This window comes from Lacibacter sp., assembly GCF_035299325.1.
In the GTDB taxonomy this organism is placed as follows: Bacteria; Bacteroidota; Bacteroidia; order Chitinophagales; family Chitinophagaceae; genus Lacibacter.
Genome location: NZ_DATGWT010000004.1, coordinates 1 through 22889, shown reverse-complemented (window position 1 = coordinate 22889; position 22889 = coordinate 1). Strand labels below are relative to the sequence as shown.

Genomic DNA, 22889 nt, shown 5'->3' with positions numbered 1-22889 from the left:
GTTGATAGTTTGATTTGGTTAAAAAAGAACAGCCTTGTGAAAACAAGGCTGTTCTTTTTTATAGATGCGCTCTTATTGTCTTGTTGGTGCCGGTTTCGGCATTTCTTTTCTTGGTAATTTCTCGGCACGTTGTGCTGTGTTGTATACAAACGTAGCAACGATGGTTGCCATTTGTTTCAGATCATCGGGAACCAGGTGATCGTAGCTGTCCATGGTTGTGTGATGTGTACGTGTATCGTACTCGATCTCATCCTGGATAAACTGAAAACCAGGAATGCCTAATTCATTAAATGAAATATGATCAGTACCGCCGGTGTTTTGCAACGTGAGGGTAGAAGCACCAGCACTATGAAATGGTTCCAGCCACTTTGCAAAAATCGGTTGTACGGCCGTGTTGCCTTCTAAATACACGCCTCTGATCTTTCCTGTTCCGTTATCAATATTGTAGTAAGCAGAAATTTTTCCCTGTTCAGGTTTTACTTCTTTTGTTACACGATCGCCAACATTGTTTTTGATCCATCCACGTGAACCAAGTAAACCTTGTTCTTCGCCACTCCACAATGCGATACGAATAGTACGTTTTGGTTGAAGGTTTAATGTTTTGAAAATGCGCATTACCTCCAGCATAACTGCACAGCCGCTTGCATTATCGGTTGCGCCGGTTGAACCTTGCCAGCTATCGAGATGTGCACCCAGCATCACCACTTCATCTTTCAATTTTGGATCAGTACCTTTTATTTCACCAATTACATTGTAACCTTTTACATCGTTTCCTGTAAACTCCGATTGTACATCGAGATCTAATGAAACTGTTGTGCCCATATTCACCAAACGGTTGATGGTTTTAATATCTTCATACGAAACGGCAATTTCAAGAATTGAAGGTTTGCCATTAGTGAAATCAACACGGTTGCCTGCAGGGCCTTGTACGAAAATTGTTCCATCGTGTGAAGCAGGGCTACTGGTTAAATAAGCAGCAGCACCTTCTTCCGTGATCAGTTGTTTAATGAGTGTGTTTAAACGTTGTGCAGCTCCAAAGCGTGCAAAGTTTTGCTGATTTCCACCAGGACCTTGTGGTTGCGGATTGGGTTTAAACTCAGCCATTTTTTTCAACTCATCATCTGTATAACGATTTGCATCAGGTTTAAAACTGTGTTTGTATTCATCAACACGATTGACCAATACAACTTTGCCGGCAAGTTTTCCTTTGTATTGCAGTAGCTCAGTTGAATCTTTTACATTGATCACAACAACATCTGCTTTCACCAAACCTTTTGTGCTTTGTGTCCATGTTTTGGGATAAGCCATAATGGGTTTGTAATAAGGAGCTGTCATAGCGATATAACTTTTCTTCAATTGCCAGCCCTGGCCAAAATCGCCCCATGCTTCAAGTCCTGCTTTGTCAGCACCCCATTTTTTCAACTGGCTCACAGCATAATTTGCTGCACGGAAATAACCGGGTGAATTGGTCAAACGTGGACCGCTTACATCAGTAAGATGAAAAGCAATATTCATGATCTGTGAATTGGTTGTGCCTTCTTTGATAATCTTGTTGATGATGTCAAGATCAGTTTTTTCTTCCTGGGCAAATACAGAAAATGCGCTGAAGAGCAAGCCTGTGAAAAGCAAGAATTTTCTCATGTTATTTGGTTTAAGGTTAAAGATATCTTTTGATGAGGATAGTTTAGTTAGCAACTTAAGAAAGATGAGTGATATGTGTTGTTTTAATTCATGAAATGGCATAAACCACTGATTAGCGGAGTGCGATTGAAACTTTTTTAAGAAAAATCAAAAAAAATATTTGTTGAGGGTGATGCTGTTTTTTTGATACTAAACTATCACAGTGATTGAAATCTGTTTAAGTTCAAAGCAAATAAAAAACCGCTAAAGTTCACATAAGGAAAATTTGCATTCATTTTTTCGGCGTTTTATTTTCTGCATTACTCCATTGCCGAACCTCAGGTCGAACAATTCAAACAAAACCAGTGTTTAATTATTCGTTCAGATCGCTTAAACAAAAACGATTCTGTTTTTTTATAACTGCGTCTTTTTTTTAAACCATAAAACCATATAGAAGATGTATTACACACTCCTTGAGATCCTTCCGATCTCGAATGACAATTATGTTGCCTTTACTTTCTTTATCGGATGTATGGCAATGCTTGCTGCCTCTGTTTTTTTCTTTTTCGAAATGTGGAATACCGAAAAGAAATGGAGAACATCCATTCTGGTATCCGGCCTTATTACGTTTATCGCTGCAGTACACTATTACTACATGCGGGATTACAATCTGCTACGGGTCAATCACCAACATTCTTCCGTTATGTTGACTGGCTGTTAACCGTGCCTTTGATGTGTGTTGAGTTTTATCTCATTACAAAGAAGGCAGGTGCAAAAATGAGTTTGTTATGGAAATTGATTGCTGCTTCTGTGTTCATGCTCGTTACTGGTTACATTGGTGAAGCCATTTATCCTACTGAAAAGCAAAGCTGGATATGGGGCTTTGTAAGTGGTCTTGCTTACTTCTACATTGTGTATCTCATTTGGTTTGGTGATGTTGCAAAGCTTGCAAACAATTCAGGTGCCGCGGTTGCAAAAGCAAATAAAACGCTTGCCTGGTTTGTATTGGTAGGCTGGGCAATTTATCCGATTGGATATATTGCGGGAACAGAAGGCGGTTTGTTTGGTGTGAGAGTGTTAGAGGGATTGTCACTTGATGTTGTATATAACATTGGTGATGCCATCAACAAAATCGGATTTGGCTTAGTTATATACGCACTCGCACAGAGTGATAAATCTTCAAGCGCACAGTCTTGATGAATTGAAAACGGGAGTAGAGTAATTCTTTACTCCCGTTTCTTTTTACTTCGTGACAGTGATTGTTTTATTTCTACTAAACGGAAATTTATGATAAGGATTCTATTACTGTTGGTCGGGCTGTTGTTGCTGATTTTTCATGCTTATATTTCGCCACTTTCAACACAAACGCAGTTTGTTATTTTTTTAGTGGGAATTGTTTTGCTTGGTGTTCCTCATGGAGCTGCAGACTTATTAGTTGCCAACCAAACAGCCGATCATGCAAAAAGGAATTTTTCTAAATTTTCTTTCCTGTTTACCTATGTCGGGCGTTTGGGAATGTTTGCTGCCATTTTATGGTTTTTACCAGTAATAGGAAATTTTCTGTTTATTGCCTTTGCAGCTTATCATTTTGGCGAAACCGATTTGCATCGTTTCAAAACAAATACTATTGCAGGAAAATTATTTGTATTCAGTTATGGCCTGCTCATACTCGGCGTTATTTTGTTACAGCACTTTCACGAACTGAAATCTTTGTTTGCATTTTTTGAATCGGGCCGTGAAAATGAAAACCTGATTAGTTTTATTGACAGTAAAAAGTATCTGCTTTTGTCAATTTGCGCCGTGTTCTTTTTTGCAAGTACCTTTTTTTATTTCTCCAGTACAGCTAATGATCAAACTGATTCCGGCTATTTCCTTTTGCAGCTGGCTGTTTTATTATTGTTGCTGTTTCATCTGCCTATGCTGATTGGGTTTACGTTTTATTTTATTGTGTGGCATTCGGTTTTATCACTCACCAACATAGTTATTTATCTCAGGCGTAACAATGTATATGCACCGGGTGTGATTTTGAAACAGATTGTTTTTTATAGTGGTCTTGCAATGGCCGGAGTAAGTATGGTGGGTTTTGGTGGTTTTATGTTTGTGAATACCAATACCATTCTGGTGTATGTATTTCTTGGTCTTGCAGTGCTTACGGCACCGCATATGCAGATCATGCATGATATGTACAACCGTTTACGACTTGATAGGCAGCATGGGTTGTAACAGTTTACAATTACAATTCCACAAAGTCCAAATCTTTTGCAAAGGTTTCTTTTGTTTTAATAACGGAGTAAATACCAATAGCAAGAATGATGATGCCTGTAACCCATGCACCTGTTATGTAGTTATTGAATACAATATTACTTCGCAGAAACTGGAACAGCAGCAACATCAACGGTAGAAAACCACGTACAAGATTGGGAACTGATACTGCAACAGTTGAACGCAGGTTAGTACCAAACTGCTCTGCGCTCATGGTAATGTACAAAACGGAAATGCCTGAACCAAAGCCAAGCCCCATGCAGATGAGGTACATGTTAAAGGCATTGCCACCGCCTCTGAATACAAAAAACAGCAGAATAAAGAAAGCAGTAATGCCGTAAAAAATGTATAATGTTTTCTTCCGGCTTTTCAAGTAGTTGCTTAAAAGACCTGCACCCATATCGCCAAATACTAATGCCACATATTGCAGCATCAATGCTTTTGGTTGATCAAAACCCGCTATGCCAAATTGCTTGGCAAACTCATCAGAAAAACTGATGATAATGCCGATGATATACCAAACAGGTAAGCCAATGGTAATGGCTCGCAGGTAACGCACAAAACGTTCTTTATTATTTAAAAGCATTATGAAATTGCCTCGTGGAGTGTTGTCTCTTTTCACAGCAGCAAACATGTGGCTTTCAAGAAATCCAACCCGTAGAAATAAAAGCGCAAGCCCCATACCTCCACCAATGAAATAACAAAGGCGCCAGTTCTCATCACTCAGGTAATGAATAAAATAAGCAGTGATGGTGCCAAACACGCCACTTGTTGCAATAATAGCAGCCGCAATACCTCTTTTTTCTTTTGGCAACAGTTCACTGGTTAAGGTAATGCTGGCACCTAATTCGCCAGCAAGGCCTAATGCGGCAATAAAACGGATCCAACGGTATTGCTCAACGTCAGTAACAAATCCATTTGCAACCGTTGCGAGTGAATACAATAGGATAGAACTGAAGAGCACACTTTTTCTTCCTTTCTTATCGCCCAGTATTCCCCAAAGAATTCCACCGATGGTTAAGCCGAGCATTTGCCAACTCAATAAATTTTCACCAATGTTTTTCAACTCGTTTTCGGGAACACCGAGATCAGTAAGACTGGAACGCCGGGTAATATTAAACAGCAGCAGATCATAAATGTCAACAAAGAATCCTAAAGCTCCAACGATAACAGGGAGGGAGAAAATGCCGTATTGTTTAGGTTGCATGCAAGCGTGATTAGGAACGGAAGATAAAATTATTCTGAGTAAATTGACTTACTCGTTGCTAAGTTCATGCCCGCAATGTTTGCAATAATTGGCATCCACATCATGTCCTTCCCGTCCGCATGCAGGACAGCTTTCATGTTGTTCTTTTTTACGACGCATGGCAGCCGTCATTTCAGAAGTAACAATACCCGTTGGCACGGCAATAATTGCATAGCCAATAAACATAATGAGGCTGGCAAAGAGTTTACCTAATGGCGTTACCGGTGAAATGTCGCCATAACCAACAGTGGTGATGGTAACAATGGCCCAGTAGATACTATCGGGTATGCTGTTGAATCCATTCTGTCCATTTTCAATGAGGTACATCATGGAGCCTAGAATAATCACAACTGTAAATACCACCAGCATAAAGATGGTGATCTTATTCATACTTGCACGGATGGCATAACGGAGAAAACGTATCTCACCAAGGAAATGCGTGAGTTTAAATATGCGGAAGATGCGGAGTAATCTTAAAGCTCTTAAAACCATGAGCGATTGCGTGCCGGCAATAACCAAACTTAAAAAAGATGGAAGGATAGCCAGGATGTCGATCAATCCAATAAAACTCAACGCATATTTTAATGGCTTTTCCAGTGTAAGTAACCGCAACAGGTATTCCAATGAAAACAGAATCGTGAAAAACCATTCCATTATAAGAAAGATGCGGCCATACTTTATGTGCAGTGATGCTATACTGTCGAGCATCACAATAAATATACTGACAATGATGGCGATCAACAGCCCAACATCAAAAGCCTTACCTGCCTTGGTATTGCTTTCGAAAATGATCGTGTGCAATTTTTGACGTACCCGGTTAGAAAGTAAAGCCATTCTGCAATTTATTAATTAGTGAGCACATGATATCTGTCAAATTTCTGCATGAATGTATGCACAATGGGGTCACTGTTTATTGTTGAGCTGACGAAGATCATCTTTTGTTGAGTTTCCTGTCAGTTGTTCCAACCCCTTTTTAGTATCGATACAGAATACTTTTGCGGCAGCAAAAAGTTGGTCAAATAGAACCACTATTTATTCATCACTATCCAAAATTACCAGGCCGGTTTTCGTCTGTTTACTTCAAATCATGAATTATTCTTCTCCGCACAGGTTTCATATTCCCGTTATGGGATTGGCATACACTGTTGACAGCCCCATAAAAGTTGCACGCTTTGGCATTTCATCCGTTATTTCCATTGTGGAAGACCGGTTGATCGAAATGATGCGTAGCCATTATTATCAAACAGCAAATCTTCCTTATCAACCTATTGCAATACATGAAGAAGATTACAGGGCAAAGCGAATTGCCGATTATCTCAACCTTGTAAACGTAATTGTGCAGGAGCAGGTGGAGAAATTAAAAACAGCAGCTTTTGAAAAAGGCTCGGAGATCATCAAGTATTTTGAAATGTTGCCGGAGGATAGTGCGTTAAAACAACTATACCGGCAGATGATGAAGATGAGTGATCAGCCGGAAAAAGAAAAGATCGAAAGTTATCTGCGTTCGCAGATCGTTCCGGGTACGATTGATGTAAACATCATGACCAAAGTTGACAGAGAAACATTCACTAAAGAAGGAACATTGGTAGAAGATGGATCGGACGCTGTAGCTGCACTACGTGGATTTGTAAAAAGTAATCTCAGCAATTCTTCGGTGATCTTTTCTGCAGGAATGAACCCACGTTTATACAACTATCTGGAACATTGCAAAGAGCTTGATGCAAATGAAGAAGGTGTGTTTACAAAGAAAGTGGTTGTAAAGGTAAGTGATTACCGCTCTGCATTGATACAGGGAAAATATCTAGCGAAAAAAGGTATTTGGGTAAGTGAGTTCAGAATTGAATCGGGTTTGAATTGCGGAGGACATGCATTTGCAACAGAAGGTTATTTGCTTGGACCGATTCTTGAAGAATTTAAAAACAAAAAACAAGAGCTTACTGATTCGTTATTCGAAATTTATAATGCGGCGCAACAGAAAAAGAATAACCGCAGTTTTGATACAGCACCTGCAATTGTTTATTCCGTGCAGGGTGGAATAGGTACGCATGAAGAAGATGAATTTCTGCACACGCAATATGGTATTGAAAGCACTGGTTGGGGTACACCATTTTTGTTAGTGCCCGAGGCCACAACTGTTGATGATGAAACTCTGCAACTCTTATGTGCAGCAAAAGAAAATGATGTGGTGCTGAGTAACAACTCACCGTTAGGTGTTCGTTTTCATTATCTCAAAGGAACAAGTTCGGCTAAAGAAAAAGCAGCAAGGATCAGCAAAGGAAATCCCGGCAGCCCTTGCACTGAAAAACATCTGGCGTTTAATACAGAGTTTACAAAAGAACCCATCTGTACTGCTTCTAAAAAATACCAGAAACTGAAACTTGAACAACTGCAATCACTCGAACTTCCAAAACACGAATACGAAAAGCAAGTGCAGGAAGTGCTGGATAAAGAATGTTTATGCGTTGGTCTCAGCAACTCTGCTGCTCTAAACTATCAGCAGACGTTTGTAAAGAAACTGGAAGCCGTAACGATTTGTCCCGGACCCAACATTGCCAATTTTTCCAAAGTGGTTTCATTGCAAACCATGACCGATCATATCTACGGCCGTGAAAATATTATGGAAAATAAAAGCAGGCCGCACATGTTTATTGCGGAGCTGAATTTATACATGAACTACTTGCGTGAGCAATTGGCAGATAGCGCAGCAATTGAACAAGATGCTAAAAAGAAAAAATACATTACTTCTTTCTGCAATAATCTGCGTGAAGGCATTCAGTATTACAGAAACCTTAAGGGTGTAGCTATAGGTGGGAGAGAAGAGTTTGATGCAGCCCTACAGGCAACAGAAGATGAGTTAAATGGTTTATTGTGTTAATTCAATATCTCCGGAAAACAAAAGCCTTGCTGAAAACAGCAAGGCTTTTTATCTTTTAGAGTAATTTCAAGTTAAATATCAATCGCCTCACCATAAGCAGCAGCCGTTGCTTCTTTCAACGCTTCGCTCATAGTTGGGTGAGGGTGTACGCCATTCAATATTTCATGATAAGTTGTTTCCAGTTTTCTTGCAACAACCACTTCAGCAATTAACTCAGTTACACCGGCACCGATCATGTGTGCACCAAGGAACTCACCATATTTTGCATCGAAGATCACTTTCACAAAACCATCGGTGTTGCCTGCAGCACTTGCTTTACCGCTCGCCATGAAAGGGAACTTACCAACTTTTACTTCGTAACCGGCTTCCTTCGCTGCTTTCTCTGTATAACCTACAGATGCAATTTCAGGCGTACAATAGGTACAACCAGGAATGTTGTTATAATCCATTGCTTCAGGAGCGTGGTTGTATTTCTTTTCCATATAAGCAATATGCTCGGCAGCATTGATGCCTTCTTTACTTGCAACGTGTGCAAGTGCCTGGCCGGGAGCCACATCACCAATTGCATAAATACCGGGTACTGATGTTGCACCATATTTATCAACAACAATTCTTCCTTTTTCAGTTTTGATGCCGTTTTCTTCCAAACCAATATTTTCAATGTTGGCAACAACACCTGCAGCACTTAATAAAATATCAGCTTCAAGTACTTGTTCACCTGCAGCAGTTTTCACGGTCGCTTTTACACCTGCACCTGACGTATCAACTTTTGTTACTTCAGCACTGGTCATAATAGCAATGCCTTTCTTCTTGAACTGTTTTTCGAGTTCTTTCGATATATCTTCATCTTCAACAGGCACTACACGTGGCATAAATTCAACAATGGTAATTTTCGTACCCATGCTGTTGTAGAAATCGGCAAATTCAACACCAATAGCACCACTACCCACCACGATCATTGATTTTGGTTGAGTTGGCAACACCATTGCTTCACGGTAGCCAATGATCTTTTTACCATCCTGCGGCATTGAAGGCAACACACGGCTACGGCCACCTGTTGCGATAACGATATATTTAGCTTCAACTGTTTGTTTACTTCCATCGGCAGCAGTTACTTCCAGTTTACCTTTGCCGGCAACTTTTCCGTAACCCATGATCACATCGATCTTGTTCTTCTTCATCAAAAAGGTAACACCCTTGCTCATCTTATCAGCAACACCACGGCTCCGTTTTACAACCCCGCCAAAATCGTGTTTAACATCGGTGGCAGAAATGCCATAATCGGCACTATGTTTCATGTATTCATATACCTGGGCACTCTTCAATAAGGCTTTGGTTGGGATACAACCCCAGTTTAAACAAACGCCACCAAGGCTTTCTTTTTCAACAATTGCAACCTTAAGACCAAGCTGTGAAGCACGGATAGCAGCAGGATAACCACCAGGGCCACTACCAAGAACAATTACATCGTATGCCATACAAAGAATTTGAAAATTTGAAAATGCAGTAATTTGAAAATTATCGGCTGCGAAGGTAGTTGAAGTGGGGGAAATAGCAAAAGGGAAGAAGCTACCAGCCGATAGTAGTTAGTCGGTAGTAGATAGCCGGTTGTAGATAGTAGAGCCCGAGAGTGGCTTTGCCACGTGCTTATATCCACTAACCACTATCGCCTGTCTTTTAGAGATGATTTATTTTTTCAATTTGTTGAGGCTAATGACTATCTACTACCGGTTACCGGCTGTCTTTTAGCTTTCCTCTAACACAAATCGTTAAAACATGGACGCATATTTGACTGTGGAAAATAAACAATGAAAGCGCACGTTTAGATGCTTTGCAAGATTTACATTTGACCGTCGCAACCTTGTAGGAATGTGACAATTACTAAAACCATTGAATAGATATGAATTTCTTTCTTCTCCAGGTTCAGAATGCAGTTGATACCTTAACCAATGCAGCAACAACACAAGTGGTACCCAAAAAAGAAATGCATCTCATCGATCTGCTGATGCAGGCCGGTTGGATCATGATCCCTTTGTTATTGTTGAGCATTGCCACCGTGTATGTGTTTGTTGAACGCTGGCTGGCTATTAAAAAAGCCACTGAAGTGGATGGTAATTTTATGAACATCATCCGTGATAATATCCTTAGTGGAAATGTAACAGCGGCCCGCAACTTTGCCCGTAACACACAAAACCCTGTTGGACGAATCATCGATAAAGGCCTGCAACGCATTGGCAAGCCCATCGATTCTATTGAGAACAGTATGGAGAACGTGGCCCAGCTTGAAATGTATAAACTGGAACGTAATGTCAACATCCTTTCCGTGATCTCTAAAGTGGCACCCATCTTTGGTTTCGTTGGGACACTGGTTGGTTTGATGCAGCTCTTCTTTAATATCAACGCTACCGGCGAATATGAATTGAGTACCATTGCCGGCGGTATTTATACAAAACTGATCACATCCATCAGTGGTCTGGTGATCGGTTTGATCGCTTACCTGTGCCATAACATTCTGCATACGCAGGTGGAGAAAGCATTGAATAAAATGGAAGCGTCAGCTGCCGATTTCCTTGATGTATTGCAGGAACCAACCCGTTAAACCAACTCACGCATGAATCTCAGAAAGAAAAGAGCAGAATCATCGGAGGTGTTTACAGATGCGTTGAACGATATCCTGTTCATCCTGCTGATGTTTTTCTTGATCGTATCTACACTGGCCAATCCCAATGTGCGGAAAGCATCATTGCCCAAAGCCAAAAGCAATACCCGCAGTAAGCAAACGGTGGTAGTAACCATTGATGCCACCAATCATTTTTATGTTGGCTCCAAACCTGTTGATCCATTGTTGATGGATACAACACTTGCACAAATGATAAGCGCTAAACGTAACAGTGGTGAAGAGGTGAGTATTGTCATCAATGCAGATCGTAATGCCACTATTGAAAGTTTTGCAGCGGTGCTGCGTGCTGCCGATCGTTTAGGTGTGAAGGCGGTGATGAGTGTTGATAAGAAAGGAGTGCAGTAAAGGAAAGTAGATAGCCATTAGCCGATAGTAGTTAGTAGGTGCTTTACTAACGACTAACTACTAATATCTACCGGCTTGCTTTCACGATTCTTTCATTCCCACTCATATCTTTTTTCAACTCAACCGCAAATCCTTTTTGCTGAAATAAGTCAACCGTTTCTTTTCCCAACTGCTGATTGATCTCCACATAAACTGCACCGTTCGGTTGCAGATGTTGTAATGCAAAGTCTGCGATCTTTCGGTAAAACAACAACGCATCTTCATCAGGAACAAACAATGCTTTGTGCGGTTCAAACTCCAGCACGTGTTTGCTCATGGTATTTGCTTCTGTTGTTTTGATGTAAGGCGGATTGCTGACGATGATATCGTATTTACTTAATTCACTCCAATTGCTTTCATCCAAAAAATCAAGCAATTGAAACTTGATCTCTTTTTCATTGTTCACCGCATTGGTTGTTGCTGTGTACAACGCATCGCTGCAAACATCAATGGCTGATACTTCGGTTTCCGGAAGATTTTTTTTGAGAGCGATGGGGATGCATCCGCTGCCGGTGCCAATATCGAGAATGGTGAGTGGGAGGGCTTCACTTCGTACATCGTACTTCCTGCCTCGTACATCCTTAACGATCCAATCCACCAACTCTTCGGTTTCCGGTCGGGGTATTAACACACTTTCATTTACTTCAAACTTCAACCCATAGAACCAAGCTTCGTTCAATACGTATTGCAAAGGACGATGGGTGAGGAGTTGCTGCAGAATACGATCGATCTGTTGGGTTTCTTCAGCTGAGATATACTCTTGTTTGAGGTGATGCAACTTCTTTTTACCTACGTGTTCAACAACCAATGCAGCCATAGCTTCTGCTTCAGATGGTTCATGTGCAGCAGTTAATGCTTCCCGTAAGTGTTGATATTGTTCCTGCCAAGTCATACGCAAATCTACCTGCTTCTTCCGAAACCGCTATTTTTGCAGCCTTACAATGACCACCCACGAACAATATATGCAGCGCTGTATTGAACTTGCCCGTAGAGGCGCAGGTTCGGTTGCGCCAAATCCCATGGTTGGTGCAGTGTTGGTGTATGATAGCGGGATCATCGGCGAAGGATGGCATCAACAGTATGGCGAAGCCCATGCGGAGGTAAATTGTATAAATGAGGCTGTTCAAAACGGCCAGATTGATAAATTTCAGCAATCTACCTTATATGTTTCGCTTGAACCTTGTGCCCATTTTGGCAAAACACCTCCTTGCAGCGATCTCATCATCAAACACAAAATTCCGAAAGTGGTGATCGGTTGTCGTGACCCTTTCAAGGAAGTAAATGGCAAAGGGATTGAAAAACTGAAAGCAGCAGGAGTGGAAGTGATCGTTGATGTGTTGAACGACGAATGTATTGATCTAAACAAACGCTTCTTTACATTTCACCAACAGCATCGGCCTTATGTAATTCTCAAGTGGGCGCAAACAAAGAACGGGATGATCGCTTCCCGGTCATCAGAGCGATTATTGATCAGCAATGAAATGACCAATCGATTGGTTCATCAATGGCGCAGTGAAGAAGCTTCCATACTTGTTGGAACAAACACTGCTTTGGTTGATGATCCGCAACTCACCAACCGTTACTGGCCCGGCAAACAACCTGTTCGGTTGGTGCTGGATAAACAATTGCGGTTACCGAATACTTTAAAACTGTTTAATGATGAAGCAAGAACAATCATTTTTAATTCAATAAAAAATAGTGAAGAAGGAAATGTGCGATACTATCAGTTGCCAGATGCCGAAACCGTTCCTGCTTTATTAAATACATTATATCAATTCAAGTTCAATAGTGTAATTGTAGAAGGTGGTGCCCAATTGCTGCAAAGTTTTATTGCTGCCGGTTTGTGGGATGAAGCAAGAATTATTGCCAACGAACAATTAACTGTCGATGATGGATTAGCAGCGCCACAACTGACCAGCGCAATACAAGCCGCTGAACAAATGATCGGTACAGATCGTATTGTGTACTGGAAACACTCATCACTCATTACTCATCACTCATCATAATATGCTTTTACTTTTGCTCGGTAGTATTGTATTCAGCTCATGGCTAACATTGTCGTTTAAGCTTGTTGAGAAGTTTGGCATCAATACATTCCAGGCAATTGTGTTTAATTATATCACCTGTGTTATTACCGGCTCATTTGTGAATGGTGCATTCCCAATCAACAATGAAATCATGGGTGAAGAGTGGTTTCGTTGGGCCATGTTGATGGGAACCATCTTTATTTCGCTGTTCAACGTCATTGCAAAAACAGCACAAACGATGGGCGTGGCTGTTGCATCTGTGGGGAATAAATTATCGCTGGTAATACCTTTTCTCTTTTCCATTTACCTGTATAACGAAGAAGCCACAATTTTTAAAATAGTTGGGGTAGTTGCAGCACTGATTGCAGTAGTGCTTACCTGCTGGCCAGCACCCGGACATGTTGAACCATCCGGTAAAGTAGTTAAGACAGCATATTTTCTTTTGCCGGTGATTTTATTTGTTGCAAGCGGTTTGCTCGATACCATGATCAAATATGTTGAAACAACGTATATCAGCGAAGCAAATCAAAATGCTTATCTCATCAGTGCGTTTGCAGCCGCTGCATCTATTGGTATCATCAGTTTAATTTTCCTGTTTACAACAGGACGCATAAAATTTGAACCAAAAGCTGTTGTTGCAGGCGTCATCATTGGTATACCGAATTATTTTTCGATCTGGTGCCTCATGGGAGTGTTAAAAGCATTTGCAGGAAACAGTTCTGCCATCATCCCCATCAATAATATGGGCATTGTGTTATTCAGTACGGTGGCGGCATTTTTTATGTTCAAAGAAAAATTGACCAAACTTAACTGGATGGGAATTGTATTGTCCATCGCAGCCATTGCTTTGATCGCTTATGGTTGACGATTGCATATTGTCTATTGCTAATTGCTTATTCAAAAAAATGAACGAAGAATTTTATTATACCATTGCCCAACCTGTTGTAGCTGAGTTTAAGGACCGGGGCAGTCGTTTTTTGGCCTATGCTTACCCGCTAACTTCGGTAGATGATTTTAAAGCAAAGATGAAATTGCTGAAGGAAGAACATCCAAAAGCAGTGCATCATTGTTTTGCGTATCGGTTGGGCGTTGATGGTAATACATTTCGTGTGAGTGATGATGGCGAACCATCAGGGAGTGCAGGCCGACCCATTCTGGGCCAGATAGACAGCAAGCAGCTTTGCAATGTGCTGGTGGTTGTGGTGCGATACTTTGGCGGCACATTGTTAGGTGTACCCGGATTGATCAATGCATACAAAACAGTTACATCTTTGGCTTTGCAAACAACGCCCATCATTCAAAAACAAATTGAAGTGAATTATCAATTACATTTTGATTATACACGCATGAATGATGTGATGATGATTGTAAAACAATACAACTGTACTGTGGTAAAGCAGGAAACAAATCTGTTTTGTGATGTGGAGATCAGTATTCCCAAGAACAGGTTAGAAGAAGTGTTGTTTAAGTTAGGGGAGATGCATACGGTGGAAGTAAGAAAGTTGTAAGTGTTAAGTCGTAGGTTCTAAGTCGTAGGTTCTAAGTTGTGAAGTTAAGAGTTGTGAGTTAAGGGTTATGAGTATAGCGTGCTCTTTTTTGTTTTTTCTTGGCCTTTGGCTTTTGTTTTTTGGATTTTGTATTCCCTGGACCTTATACCTTGTACCTTCCTATGCTTTTCCCGTCATCTTATACACCAGCAACCCCACCACTTCTTTCAAATAGTTATCCCATCCCTGGAATGCATGATGCGAAGGTGTAACAGATTCCCAGAATAGCTGTGGATTGTTAATCGATGTAAAGTTGCAGGGATAAGCAACCGTGTTCAATCCAACTTTGGTAAACACCTGTTGCGAACGTTTCATGTGCATGGCCGAAGTAATAAGTAAGTAAGGTCCTTTCAGCTGCAATGAATCAAGCAGCTTTTTAGAATACACGGCATTCTCATAGGTATTACGGCTTTGGTTATCGCTCAGGATATCTTCTTTCGCAACACCCATCAGCAACAATTCTTCTTTTACAAAATCTGCTTCTTTATATTCCTGTCGTAACACACTGCCGCTGCCACCGGTGATCAATATTTTTTTGATATGCCCTAGTTTGTATAAGCGAACAGCTTGTATATAACGATCGCTGGCACCGCCATAAAAACCTTGTTTGCTTTTAAATTCAAACGAAACAAAACCTGCCAGCAAAATACCCACTGGGTATTGTTCGCTGCTTGTCATTATTTTTTGTTTGGCCTGCCAGCTGAGTGAAAGTTTATGAATGAGGTAAGGATTGGAAAAAAGCAGGAACCATGCAAAGCAAAAGATAATCCTGCGACGTTTCCGTTGCTGATCTTTTGTAAAAAAAGTAATCAGGACAAAAATGAGCAGCCAGTTAAAGGGCGAAATAAAAATGGACAGGAGTTTCGATAACAGAAAAAACATGGCGTGAAGATAAAAATTTCCTGTTGCCGGCAAAGAAAGCCGGTGAAAACAAACTCTAGCAGGGATTTTGCAGCAGTTAAGAAAAATATTTTATGAAACAGATTTCTCTTCTGCTTGTCTTGCTGATTGCAGGCTTCGCCACATCAGCGCAATTAAAAGTGAAGCCGGATTGTGGCGTATTAACCGTTGATGTGTATAAAGGCTGGATCAACGAAACCAAACCCAATGCCGATCCCGAACAAATGAAAGCAAAACTTCCTTGTTTTACTTCCGCTGAAAAAGAAGGGCCTTCCTCCACCTGTGGCGGAGGTGTTTACCTGGATGACAAAGGCATTCGTTTTTATACCCAACGTGATTACATTGTAATCAACGAAAAATTCAAAGGAAAATTTACTGCACCTGTAATGGGTGTTAAAAAGGGCGGATTATTTACACGATTCGGAAATCCAAAATTGAAAGACGCAAACTGGGAAGCCTATCAAATGTCTTACGGTATCATGATCGTTTATTACAATGCAAAGGGTGTGGTAAACAAAGTGATCATCAGTACAAAAACAACCGACGATATAGACCTTTGCACTACCAATTAACCCTTATTACCGTAAAGCTTCATTTGTTCAATTGAAACTTATACAGGAGATTTGCAGCATTTCCTAAATTAGTTACTATGAAATATGCTTTTCTCCTGTTTGCAATGTTATTCGCCACGATGATGGCTACCGCTCAATTGAAAACAAAACCCGATTGCGGCGTTATTACCGTTGATGTGTACAAAGGCTGGATCAATGAGGTGAAACCAAATGCTGATCCTGAACAGATTAAAGTTAAACTCCCTTGCTTTACTTCGGCTGATAAGGAAGGAAATGAATCGGGCTGTGGTGGCGGTGTGTATTACGATGACAAAGGCATTTGCTTTTATATTCAGCGTGACTATGTCGTGATCACCGATGCATTCAAAGGAAAATTCACTGTGCCCGTATTAGGTGCAAAGCGTGATGATCTGTTTGTGCGTTTTGGCAATCCTAAAATGAAAGATGCCAATTGGGAAGCTTATCAAATGGCTTTCGGCATCATGATCGTTTATTATAACATGAAAGATGTTATCAATAAAGTGATCCTCAGCACCAAGTCAATGGATGAAATTGATCTGTGCAATATCAACTAAATATTTATTTCTGAATCGTAACAATAGTGCCTGCCTTTGCATAACGTGCAAGATCATCAATATGTGTATTCTTGAGTGAAATACATCCGTTGGTCCAGTTGTAGTAGCGATCAATAAAATAATCGTTCCCCCTTTCCACACCGTGTATGCCTATGCCATTACCAATACTTGCATTTGCCGGTATAAGCCCGTCTTTTTTACGGAGTTTATATTTGATGAGGCTTTCTGTTGTTGGATAATCCAGCATCAACATTTTGCGCCATAGCTGATGTTCTTTGCTGTATGCAATTTTGAATGATCCTTCCGGTGTTCGTCTGTCGCCCTGCATAAATTTATCTTCCAAAGGTTTCAAGCCAAATACAACCGGGTAAGCAGCCAGTAATCCTTTGCTGTCGTACACACGCAATTCAAAATCAGATTTATCAATGATAATGCGAACCGGTCCGCTGGTTGTACCTGTAGGCCGGTAATATTTTTGCATTGGACGGATACCGGATTTGTCAGCTTTAGTAGTTGATGTAACGATGGGTTTATATGCAACCGGTGTTGCTGTTGATGTTTCCGGAACCGAGCTTACGGGATTTGAATTGGTTGAACAGGCCATTGAAAGCACTGTAACAAGCAGTAATAATGTTGTAAAAAGTTTCATAGCATATTTGATTTAAATAAAGCAGTTGAAACGGTTTTACTGTGCAGACGAAGGGTAGGGGATCAATAAAATAACGATGTAAAATAATGTCTTATTGCATACAAAAATGCAAATAGGGAAAGCCTGTTGAAAAATGGGAAAAACAACCTCGTAGCTTTACTTACATCAATATGTTATTTACCGGAGTTACGGGCGGTGGCAGTTCTTTTTCGTTGAGCATTTCACGCAGATCAATTTCAATGGTGCGGCTCAATGCTGTGATCGGCACATCGTTGGCGCTTCCTTCAAACGGATTTTCGGTGGCTTCGCCTACACGTTCAAGACTCATGAATACCCAGGCCACAATTAAGCTGAAGGGAATATTTAGCCACACATACACATCGCCCAGTTTTTGAAATTCATTCAATAAACCAAACGGTACAATAAAGGTAAACAGGCGAATGAAAAATAAATTGATCGATGCAAATTGTCGTGGGTAAGGGAAGTTTTTAATGCGCTCACATTTGCCTTGCTGTTCATATAAATTCACCAGCATATTTTCAAGCTCAATATGATAAAGGGTATCAAGCTGTCCTTTTTCGTGTAACTCTTTTAAATGTGTTGATTGCAGTTTAATGAGATGTGTGGCGCAGTTTTTCTTTTGCAGGCAATGCTGCAGATCTTCATCACTCAAAAAGGGTTTCAGCTCATCTTCCTTTTTGCTTTGCCATTCAGGAATAATATAAAAACGTTTGTACTCGACATTGTATCTTTTTTGTGTATTCTCCCAAGTTCTTGTTTCACGCAATTGAAACCGAAGTGCTGTTAACCATGCAATATGCCGGTAAATAAGTGGTTTGTGTGCAGTTTCATCTTTAATAAAATCTTTCACCATCATTCCCCATGCTCGGCTTTGGTTTACGATTGAACCGTAGATCTGTCTTGCTTCCCACAAACGGCTATAAGTTTGTGTATTGCGGAAGCCGGCAATAAAAGCTGCAGCTGTGCCAATCATAGCAATCGGCACCCACGGAATTGCCAGCCAATGCCAATCGAATAACTGATAAAGTGCAGTAGGAATTGCCGAAATAATAAACAGTCTGAATATTTCATTTCTTGTCCAGATAAGAAATTCTTTCAGTGAATACTGACGACCTGCGTGCATATGTGGTTGATGATTTGAAACTGAAAATAAGAAGAAAATGGATGCAGTTGTTGCAAACTAATCAATAAGCTGCAGGAGCATATCTTCATTTAAACCATTATACTGGAAATGACCCAATGAACGAAATCCGTTCTTTTGATAAAAGCGAACGGCTTTATAATTATCGGTTTGCACACCACCCCAGAGAATGAGTTGTTTAACATCCCTGTTCTTCATTTCTGCGATCACGTTATTAAAAAGTAATTGACCAACACCTGTGCTCTGCCATTCATCCGTTACGGATGGTGCAATTGTATAACAATGGTCATACGAAATATCTACACCATATTGTTGCAAACGTGGATAATCATGATGCAGGTAACCTTTTTTCAGAACGGTATAAGCGATAATGGTTTCAGATGAAGGATCAACTGCTACCCACGCTTCATGCTCATGATGATGGTAAAAATTTATCACTTCTTCCTTATGAAACGAGTGTGGCTGAAAACGCCTGACCGTGGCCGGGCTTAGTTGATGGAGATAAACAAGCAGGCGATCAAGATCGTTACCCGATAGTTGCCTGAGTGTAACGGGCTTGTTTTGTTTGGTTAAAGCTGTCATCATTTTACATTATCAGTACTGCACAGGTCTTGACAAAAATGGTTGCTGATTTTTATTCAATCGTACTGATGTTTTCATGGTTTGTGTTTAATAATTTACGTAATTCTATTGTGATCGGTTTCACGTTAGTGAATTATTCTTGTTTCCATATCCTCCAATGCAACTCCCTTTGTTTCGGGCATCATAAAACGAACGTAGAGTAATTGCAAAATCATCATCACACAAAAGAAAAGAAAGATAGGTGCGCCGCCATATTTGCCGGCAAACCAAGGGAAGGCATTGGCAATAATTGCAGCAAATACCCAATGGGTAAGGCTGCCAAACGATTGGCCACTTGCCCTTACTTCGTTCGGGAATATCTCTGAAATAAAAACCCAGATCACTGCACCTTGCCCAACTGCATGTGCTGCAATGAACATGAATACAAAAAACTGCATACCGGGATATTGATCGTTGTGAAATGCATATGCCATCAGGCCCAATGAAATAATATAACCAATAGAACCGATGTACATCAGCAACTTGCGGCCAAACCGATCGATGAGTGAAAGTCCGATCATGGTGAAAATTAAATTCACCAAACCTATACCGGTAGATGAGAGCAGAGCTGACGATGTGCCAAGCCCCGTCATTTCAAACACACGTGGTGCATAGTAGATGATGGCATTAATACCCGATGCCTGGTTGAAGAATGCTAACAGAAATGCAAGTAAGATGGGCCAGCGGAATTGTTTTGAAAAGAAATTTGTTTTTGTTTTCCGTTCGCCGTGTTTTGATTCAACGATCGCTTTTAAGGTTTGTTCAGCAGTTGATGGATCGATCTGATTCAATACATCCTTTGCTTTGGTATAATCGCCTTTATGCAACACCAGCCAACGTGGACTTTCAGAAATCAACAACGTTAATATGGTGAAGAAGAGAGAAGGAATGGCCACAATACCCAGCATCCAGCGCCAGTCATTTTCGGCGGTTGCACCGAGTAAATAATTCGATACATAGGCAATAAGAATACCAAACACAATATTGAATTGAAACAACGCCACCAGGAATCCTCTTTTCTTCGGCGGTGCAATTTCAGAAATGTATAATGGTGATACAACTGAGGATGCACCAATACTGAAACCCCCCAGTACACGAAAGATCATGAACACATATATATCCTGCGCCATTGCAGAGCCCAGTGATGAAACAAGGAATAATAATCCGATCCAGAACAATGAGCGTTTGCGGCCGAATTTATCGGCAATCATGCCGCCGAACAAGGCACCAATGACAGTGCCGTAAAGAGCAGTGGCAATGGCAAGACCATGCATGGCATCGCTCAATTGCCAGAGCTGCTGAATTTTTTGTTCGGCACCGGAGATAACAGCAACATCTAACCCAAATAAGAAACCGCTCAACGCAACGGTGAGCGACCAGAGAAGTAATTTGTTTGTTTGCATAACAATCGTGGTTTAGGCATAAGATGCTTACCAGAGGTTACTGTGAAAATAATCTTTCTGTTGAAATTGAGCGCATGATCGTTTTTGCAAACGTTTGATGTTTGGAGATTTGTTTACTGCAGATACAAGCTACTGCTTCTATTCTGCTTCTGTATCGGGTTTGCCCCAGTTGCGCCATTCAATAAAATAATCGATGGTTTTGTAAGTGAAAAGAGCGCCTAAAATCATACGGGTGAATAGCAGCAGCCGGTTGTTTTGCATCAGACTGCTCCAATGTGTAGAGACATAAATCAATAAGTAAATAGAGAATGCCAGCATAATGATGCCGGCGATGAGATAGGATGTTTTTGATTTGAACATGTTGCGTTTTTTAGTCAGCTTTTAAAAACGATGATTACTTGAGTGTATAATATTCCTTGTATGACGGGCGCCTCTTTGGAAATCTGTACACAAGAGAAACTGTCATAGAACTTCCTCCTATCGGTTGAGCAAGATTTTTTGATTTGTCATAGGTTGAATATGTATAGACAGCCCTGACTCCAAAATTAAGTTTCTTAAATGTATTAATCCAGCTGTTCACACCAAATGACATTCCTACAGATGATATCGACAATAATGAATCATACTTATTTCTGCGATTCGGGTTTTCAACATTTGTACCGATATCTTCCCAGGTTATACCTGAAATCAACTCAGCACTCATTCGCTTGTTTTGATAAACTGTACGAGAAATCCACCCCCCTAAACTAGCTCCCGAATTTTTCTTACTGTTGTAGATAATTGAATCATTCACCATGATGCCTATTGGTTTTGCCGGTTGTAATAATCTTGGCATAATCCAGAATTGCAGCCTCATTTTTCGTGTGATCATAATACCTAGGCTTCCTCCGAATTGTGCTGAAGGGTGATAGTATTGCGACAGCTTTCCTGCGGGGAACCAAACGCCTGCAAGTAAATCAATAGAGAATGGATGAAAGTACCATAAGCTGTCATTGTTTGGTTTTGCCGTATTGTTTGCTGTAAAAGTTTCCTGCGAAACGGCAGATTGCAAAACAGTAATGGTAATAACAGAAAGCAGGAGTAACTTTTGTGACATGCAACATTTCATAGTGTCAGCCGGCTTGTTTTCATCACTAAAGTAAAAAGCACTTTCTACATAATCAAACTTTCAGATGAAGTAAAAGTCACAGCTTTTTTGCATTACTTGCCCGATTGCATGTTAGTGTTAGAAAAGTATGCTTTCTGTTTTCGAAACGCTGCTGCCATATATGCCAACGGAATACCAACACAAACAACAAGGATAAGAATTGCCATGAATGTTCCGCTTAAAGTTGAAGGCTGCTTAGCGGTGGCTGATAAGGGAACTACAACAAAACGCATTACAGCCCAGGTGAAAACGCCATAGCCGATTCCTGTAAGCAAACGGTTTTGTAACAGAGCAGGGCGCCTGCTGCAAAGCCAAAAAAAGAAAACAGTAAAACTCATAGCAATAATATAATGAAACAAAAATCCCCATGCGATCATATCGGCACCGCTTTTCATGGCGGCACTGCCAAACACGCCGCTGGCAATAAATTTCAACACAATGAACGGATCTTTTTCTGTTTTTAGATAGAATTGAAGCATGGCAGCAGCAATATCCAGTGTGCCGACAACAATACCTGCAATTAAAAGCTTTGCAGTAAATAATGTACGCATAGCAGTTGGTGATTAAGGGACATTAAGTTAGCTGATTCATGTTGTCTTGCTTTACCATTTGGATGAAAGGAAAATGGCCTGCACATCGTGGCCATTTTTTATTTGTAACAGGTTTTATCAAGTACATCAATTTACCACTTTAATATACCCGTAACCTTCGGCCTGTTTTTTTACCAGTTCGTAAATGCCATCGGGAACGGTTTCTACACCCGAAAGCAGATCCACTTTGTTGATGTTGTGTACTTTCATAGCTACTTCACAAACGCTGAAGGTTGCTTTTTTCCCTGCTATGATCTTTTGCATACCATCTGCTACTGTTGATTTTTCTTTTGAAACCATGTTCAGCGATTTGCCATAAAACACCACTACTACTTTTGCATTAGGGTTGGCTTCGTTGATTGCATTTATCCAACGCACAACACGTGCATGTACGTCTGCATCGGCAGTGGTGATATCAAAAACGACGTTGTATGGTTTGTTTTGGGCAGATAGTTGGGCTGCGCCAAGGCACAGCAGAAGAAAGAGGAATATCTTTTTCATAAACTGTTTGTTTAGGAAGCAGAAGGTACGAATTTCCGGAAGCTATGTCAAGTATTGGCCAAAACGGCTGTTGCTGTCTGTTGCATTGGAAGTTGCATAAATGTTGTAGCAATAGTTAATGCAACAAA

Annotated in this window: 23 protein-coding genes and 1 pseudogene; 10 read left to right on the top strand and 14 right to left on the bottom strand. The window is 40.6% G+C overall.

What is annotated here, in order from left to right; all coding sequences use genetic code 11:
* Nucleotides 1-72: 72 nt before the first annotated feature.
* Nucleotides 73-1641, bottom strand: coding sequence for a M20/M25/M40 family metallo-hydrolase (locus tag VK159_RS01805; RefSeq protein WP_324228426.1), 1569 nt, complete (start codon nucleotides 1639-1641; stop codon nucleotides 73-75).
* 436 nt (nucleotides 1642-2077) lie between these two features.
* Here VK159_RS01805 and VK159_RS01800 point away from each other — a divergent pair.
* Nucleotides 2078-2817 (top strand): annotated as a pseudogene (locus VK159_RS01800) (bacteriorhodopsin).
* A gap of 90 nt (nucleotides 2818-2907) precedes the next feature.
* Entirely contained in the window at nucleotides 2908-3843 is a 936-nt protein-coding gene (locus VK159_RS01795; RefSeq protein ID WP_324228424.1) for a Brp/Blh family beta-carotene 15,15'-dioxygenase, read from the top strand.
* 10 nt (nucleotides 3844-3853) lie between these two features.
* Here VK159_RS01795 and VK159_RS01790 read toward each other — a convergent pair whose 3' ends face one another.
* Together VK159_RS01790 and VK159_RS01785 are read right to left on the bottom strand one after the other, a co-directional pair.
* A complete protein-coding gene (locus VK159_RS01790) occupies nucleotides 3854-5089 on the bottom strand; it encodes an MFS transporter (protein ID WP_324228423.1) in 1236 nt (411 codons plus the stop codon).
* A gap of 48 nt (nucleotides 5090-5137) precedes the next feature.
* Nucleotides 5138-5962 carry an ion transporter gene (locus VK159_RS01785; protein ID WP_324228422.1) on the bottom strand — a complete coding sequence of 275 codons (825 nt, stop codon included), beginning with the start codon at nucleotides 5960-5962 and terminating at the stop codon, nucleotides 5138-5140.
* Nucleotides 5963-6215: 253 nt separating this feature from the next.
* Here VK159_RS01785 and VK159_RS01780 point away from each other — a divergent pair, with 253 nt between their 5' ends.
* Nucleotides 6216-8003, top strand: coding sequence for a hypothetical protein (locus VK159_RS01780; RefSeq protein ID WP_324228421.1), 1788 nt, complete (start codon nucleotides 6216-6218; stop codon nucleotides 8001-8003).
* 71 nt (nucleotides 8004-8074) lie between these two features.
* Here the strand turns inward: VK159_RS01780 and lpdA are convergent, their stop codons facing one another.
* Nucleotides 8075-9481 (bottom strand): dihydrolipoyl dehydrogenase, encoded by a 1407-nt coding sequence (gene lpdA / locus VK159_RS01775; RefSeq protein ID WP_324228420.1) that lies wholly within the window; start codon nucleotides 9479-9481, stop codon nucleotides 8075-8077.
* 422 nt (nucleotides 9482-9903) lie between these two features.
* On the opposite strand from lpdA, the gene VK159_RS01770 reads away from it, so the two are divergent.
* Entirely contained in the window at nucleotides 9904-10602 is a 699-nt protein-coding gene (locus tag VK159_RS01770; protein WP_324228419.1) for a MotA/TolQ/ExbB proton channel family protein, read from the top strand.
* Nucleotides 10603-10614: 12 nt separating this feature from the next.
* Entirely contained in the window at nucleotides 10615-11028 is a 414-nt protein-coding gene (locus VK159_RS01765; RefSeq protein WP_324228418.1) for a biopolymer transporter ExbD, read from the top strand.
* 67 nt (nucleotides 11029-11095) lie between these two features.
* Here VK159_RS01765 and prmC read toward each other — a convergent pair whose 3' ends face one another.
* Nucleotides 11096-11959 (bottom strand): peptide chain release factor N(5)-glutamine methyltransferase, encoded by an 864-nt coding sequence (gene prmC / locus VK159_RS01760; RefSeq protein WP_324228417.1) that lies wholly within the window; start codon nucleotides 11957-11959, stop codon nucleotides 11096-11098.
* A 49-nt stretch (nucleotides 11960-12008) separates the two neighbouring features.
* On the opposite strand from prmC, the gene ribD reads away from it, so the two are divergent.
* The 3 genes from ribD to VK159_RS01745 are packed head-to-tail and all read left to right on the top strand — an operon-like array spanning nucleotide 12009 to nucleotide 14602.
* Nucleotides 12009-13073, top strand: a complete 1065-nt coding sequence (gene ribD, locus VK159_RS01755) for a bifunctional diaminohydroxyphosphoribosylaminopyrimidine deaminase/5-amino-6-(5-phosphoribosylamino)uracil reductase RibD (RefSeq protein WP_324228416.1) — start codon at nucleotides 12009-12011, stop codon at nucleotides 13071-13073.
* Between the two features lies 1 nt (nucleotide 13074).
* Nucleotides 13075-13959: a hypothetical protein gene (locus tag VK159_RS01750; RefSeq protein ID WP_324228415.1), complete on the top strand. Its 885-nt coding sequence runs from the start codon at nucleotides 13075-13077 to the stop codon at nucleotides 13957-13959.
* 40 nt (nucleotides 13960-13999) lie between these two features.
* The gene (locus tag VK159_RS01745; protein ID WP_324228414.1) at nucleotides 14000-14602 is read left to right on the top strand and encodes a YigZ family protein; all 603 of its coding nucleotides are present in this window, start codon (nucleotides 14000-14002) and stop codon (nucleotides 14600-14602) included.
* 159 nt (nucleotides 14603-14761) lie between these two features.
* On the opposite strand, the gene VK159_RS01740 is transcribed toward VK159_RS01745, so the two are convergent.
* Nucleotides 14762-15523, bottom strand: a complete 762-nt coding sequence (locus VK159_RS01740) for a YdcF family protein (RefSeq protein WP_324228413.1) — start codon at nucleotides 15521-15523, stop codon at nucleotides 14762-14764.
* A 92-nt stretch (nucleotides 15524-15615) separates the two neighbouring features.
* On the opposite strand from VK159_RS01740, the gene VK159_RS01735 reads away from it, so the two are divergent.
* Nucleotides 15616-16113 carry a hypothetical protein gene (locus VK159_RS01735; protein WP_324228412.1) on the top strand — a complete coding sequence of 166 codons (498 nt, stop codon included), beginning with the start codon at nucleotides 15616-15618 and terminating at the stop codon, nucleotides 16111-16113.
* A gap of 77 nt (nucleotides 16114-16190) precedes the next feature.
* Nucleotides 16191-16688: a hypothetical protein gene (locus VK159_RS01730; protein ID WP_324228411.1), complete on the top strand. Its 498-nt coding sequence runs from the start codon at nucleotides 16191-16193 to the stop codon at nucleotides 16686-16688.
* A gap of 4 nt (nucleotides 16689-16692) precedes the next feature.
* Here VK159_RS01730 and VK159_RS01725 read toward each other — a convergent pair whose 3' ends face one another.
* The 8 genes from VK159_RS01725 to VK159_RS01690 form a co-directional block, all read right to left on the bottom strand.
* Nucleotides 16693-17337, bottom strand: a complete 645-nt coding sequence (locus VK159_RS01725) for a L,D-transpeptidase (RefSeq protein ID WP_324228410.1) — start codon at nucleotides 17335-17337, stop codon at nucleotides 16693-16695.
* Between the two features lie 160 nt (nucleotides 17338-17497).
* The gene (locus tag VK159_RS01720; protein ID WP_324228409.1) at nucleotides 17498-18481 is read right to left on the bottom strand and encodes a bestrophin family protein; all 984 of its coding nucleotides are present in this window, start codon (nucleotides 18479-18481) and stop codon (nucleotides 17498-17500) included.
* Nucleotides 18482-18538: 57 nt separating this feature from the next.
* Nucleotides 18539-19084 carry a GNAT family N-acetyltransferase gene (locus tag VK159_RS01715; protein ID WP_324228408.1) on the bottom strand — a complete coding sequence of 182 codons (546 nt, stop codon included), beginning with the start codon at nucleotides 19082-19084 and terminating at the stop codon, nucleotides 18539-18541.
* A 122-nt stretch (nucleotides 19085-19206) separates the two neighbouring features.
* Nucleotides 19207-20523, bottom strand: a complete 1317-nt coding sequence (locus VK159_RS01710; RefSeq protein WP_324228407.1) for a sugar porter family MFS transporter — start codon at nucleotides 20521-20523, stop codon at nucleotides 19207-19209.
* A gap of 138 nt (nucleotides 20524-20661) precedes the next feature.
* Nucleotides 20662-20883 (bottom strand): hypothetical protein, encoded by a 222-nt coding sequence (locus VK159_RS01705; RefSeq protein ID WP_324228406.1) that lies wholly within the window; start codon nucleotides 20881-20883, stop codon nucleotides 20662-20664.
* Nucleotides 20884-20917: 34 nt separating this feature from the next.
* Nucleotides 20918-21619 (bottom strand): hypothetical protein, encoded by a 702-nt coding sequence (locus tag VK159_RS01700; RefSeq protein ID WP_324228405.1) that lies wholly within the window; start codon nucleotides 21617-21619, stop codon nucleotides 20918-20920.
* A 104-nt stretch (nucleotides 21620-21723) separates the two neighbouring features.
* Complete coding sequence (locus tag VK159_RS01695) at nucleotides 21724-22221, bottom strand: hypothetical protein (RefSeq protein ID WP_324228404.1); 498 nt, start codon at nucleotides 22219-22221, stop codon at nucleotides 21724-21726.
* A gap of 126 nt (nucleotides 22222-22347) precedes the next feature.
* Nucleotides 22348-22761 (bottom strand): DsrE family protein, encoded by a 414-nt coding sequence (locus VK159_RS01690; protein WP_324228403.1) that lies wholly within the window; start codon nucleotides 22759-22761, stop codon nucleotides 22348-22350.
* Between the last annotated feature and the right edge of the window lie 128 nt (nucleotides 22762-22889).

Coding starts and splice junctions, on each gene's coding strand:
- VK159_RS01805 (WP_324228426.1), bottom strand. CDS start 1,641: ATGAGAAAATTCTTGCTTTTCACAGGCTTGCTCTTCAGCGCATTTTCT.
- VK159_RS01795 (WP_324228424.1), top strand. CDS start 2,908: ATGATAAGGATTCTATTACTGTTGGTCGGGCTGTTGTTGCTGATTTTT.
- VK159_RS01790 (WP_324228423.1), bottom strand. CDS start 5,089: ATGCAACCTAAACAATACGGCATTTTCTCCCTCCCTGTTATCGTTGGA.
- VK159_RS01785 (WP_324228422.1), bottom strand. CDS start 5,962: ATGGCTTTACTTTCTAACCGGGTACGTCAAAAATTGCACACGATCATT.
- VK159_RS01780 (WP_324228421.1), top strand. CDS start 6,216: ATGAATTATTCTTCTCCGCACAGGTTTCATATTCCCGTTATGGGATTG.
- lpdA (WP_324228420.1), bottom strand. CDS start 9,481: ATGGCATACGATGTAATTGTTCTTGGTAGTGGCCCTGGTGGTTATCCT.
- VK159_RS01770 (WP_324228419.1), top strand. CDS start 9,904: ATGAATTTCTTTCTTCTCCAGGTTCAGAATGCAGTTGATACCTTAACC.
- VK159_RS01765 (WP_324228418.1), top strand. CDS start 10,615: ATGAATCTCAGAAAGAAAAGAGCAGAATCATCGGAGGTGTTTACAGAT.
- prmC (WP_324228417.1), bottom strand. CDS start 11,959: ATGACTTGGCAGGAACAATATCAACACTTACGGGAAGCATTAACTGCT.
- ribD (WP_324228416.1), top strand. CDS start 12,009: ATGACCACCCACGAACAATATATGCAGCGCTGTATTGAACTTGCCCGT.
- VK159_RS01750 (WP_324228415.1), top strand. CDS start 13,075: ATGCTTTTACTTTTGCTCGGTAGTATTGTATTCAGCTCATGGCTAACA.
- VK159_RS01745 (WP_324228414.1), top strand. CDS start 14,000: ATGAACGAAGAATTTTATTATACCATTGCCCAACCTGTTGTAGCTGAG.
- VK159_RS01740 (WP_324228413.1), bottom strand. CDS start 15,523: ATGTTTTTTCTGTTATCGAAACTCCTGTCCATTTTTATTTCGCCCTTT.
- VK159_RS01735 (WP_324228412.1), top strand. CDS start 15,616: ATGAAACAGATTTCTCTTCTGCTTGTCTTGCTGATTGCAGGCTTCGCC.
- VK159_RS01730 (WP_324228411.1), top strand. CDS start 16,191: ATGAAATATGCTTTTCTCCTGTTTGCAATGTTATTCGCCACGATGATG.
- VK159_RS01725 (WP_324228410.1), bottom strand. CDS start 17,337: ATGAAACTTTTTACAACATTATTACTGCTTGTTACAGTGCTTTCAATG.
- VK159_RS01720 (WP_324228409.1), bottom strand. CDS start 18,481: ATGCACGCAGGTCGTCAGTATTCACTGAAAGAATTTCTTATCTGGACA.
- VK159_RS01715 (WP_324228408.1), bottom strand. CDS start 19,084: ATGATGACAGCTTTAACCAAACAAAACAAGCCCGTTACACTCAGGCAA.
- VK159_RS01710 (WP_324228407.1), bottom strand. CDS start 20,523: ATGCAAACAAACAAATTACTTCTCTGGTCGCTCACCGTTGCGTTGAGC.
- VK159_RS01705 (WP_324228406.1), bottom strand. CDS start 20,883: ATGTTCAAATCAAAAACATCCTATCTCATCGCCGGCATCATTATGCTG.
- VK159_RS01700 (WP_324228405.1), bottom strand. CDS start 21,619: ATGTCACAAAAGTTACTCCTGCTTTCTGTTATTACCATTACTGTTTTG.
- VK159_RS01695 (WP_324228404.1), bottom strand. CDS start 22,221: ATGCGTACATTATTTACTGCAAAGCTTTTAATTGCAGGTATTGTTGTC.
- VK159_RS01690 (WP_324228403.1), bottom strand. CDS start 22,761: ATGAAAAAGATATTCCTCTTTCTTCTGCTGTGCCTTGGCGCAGCCCAA.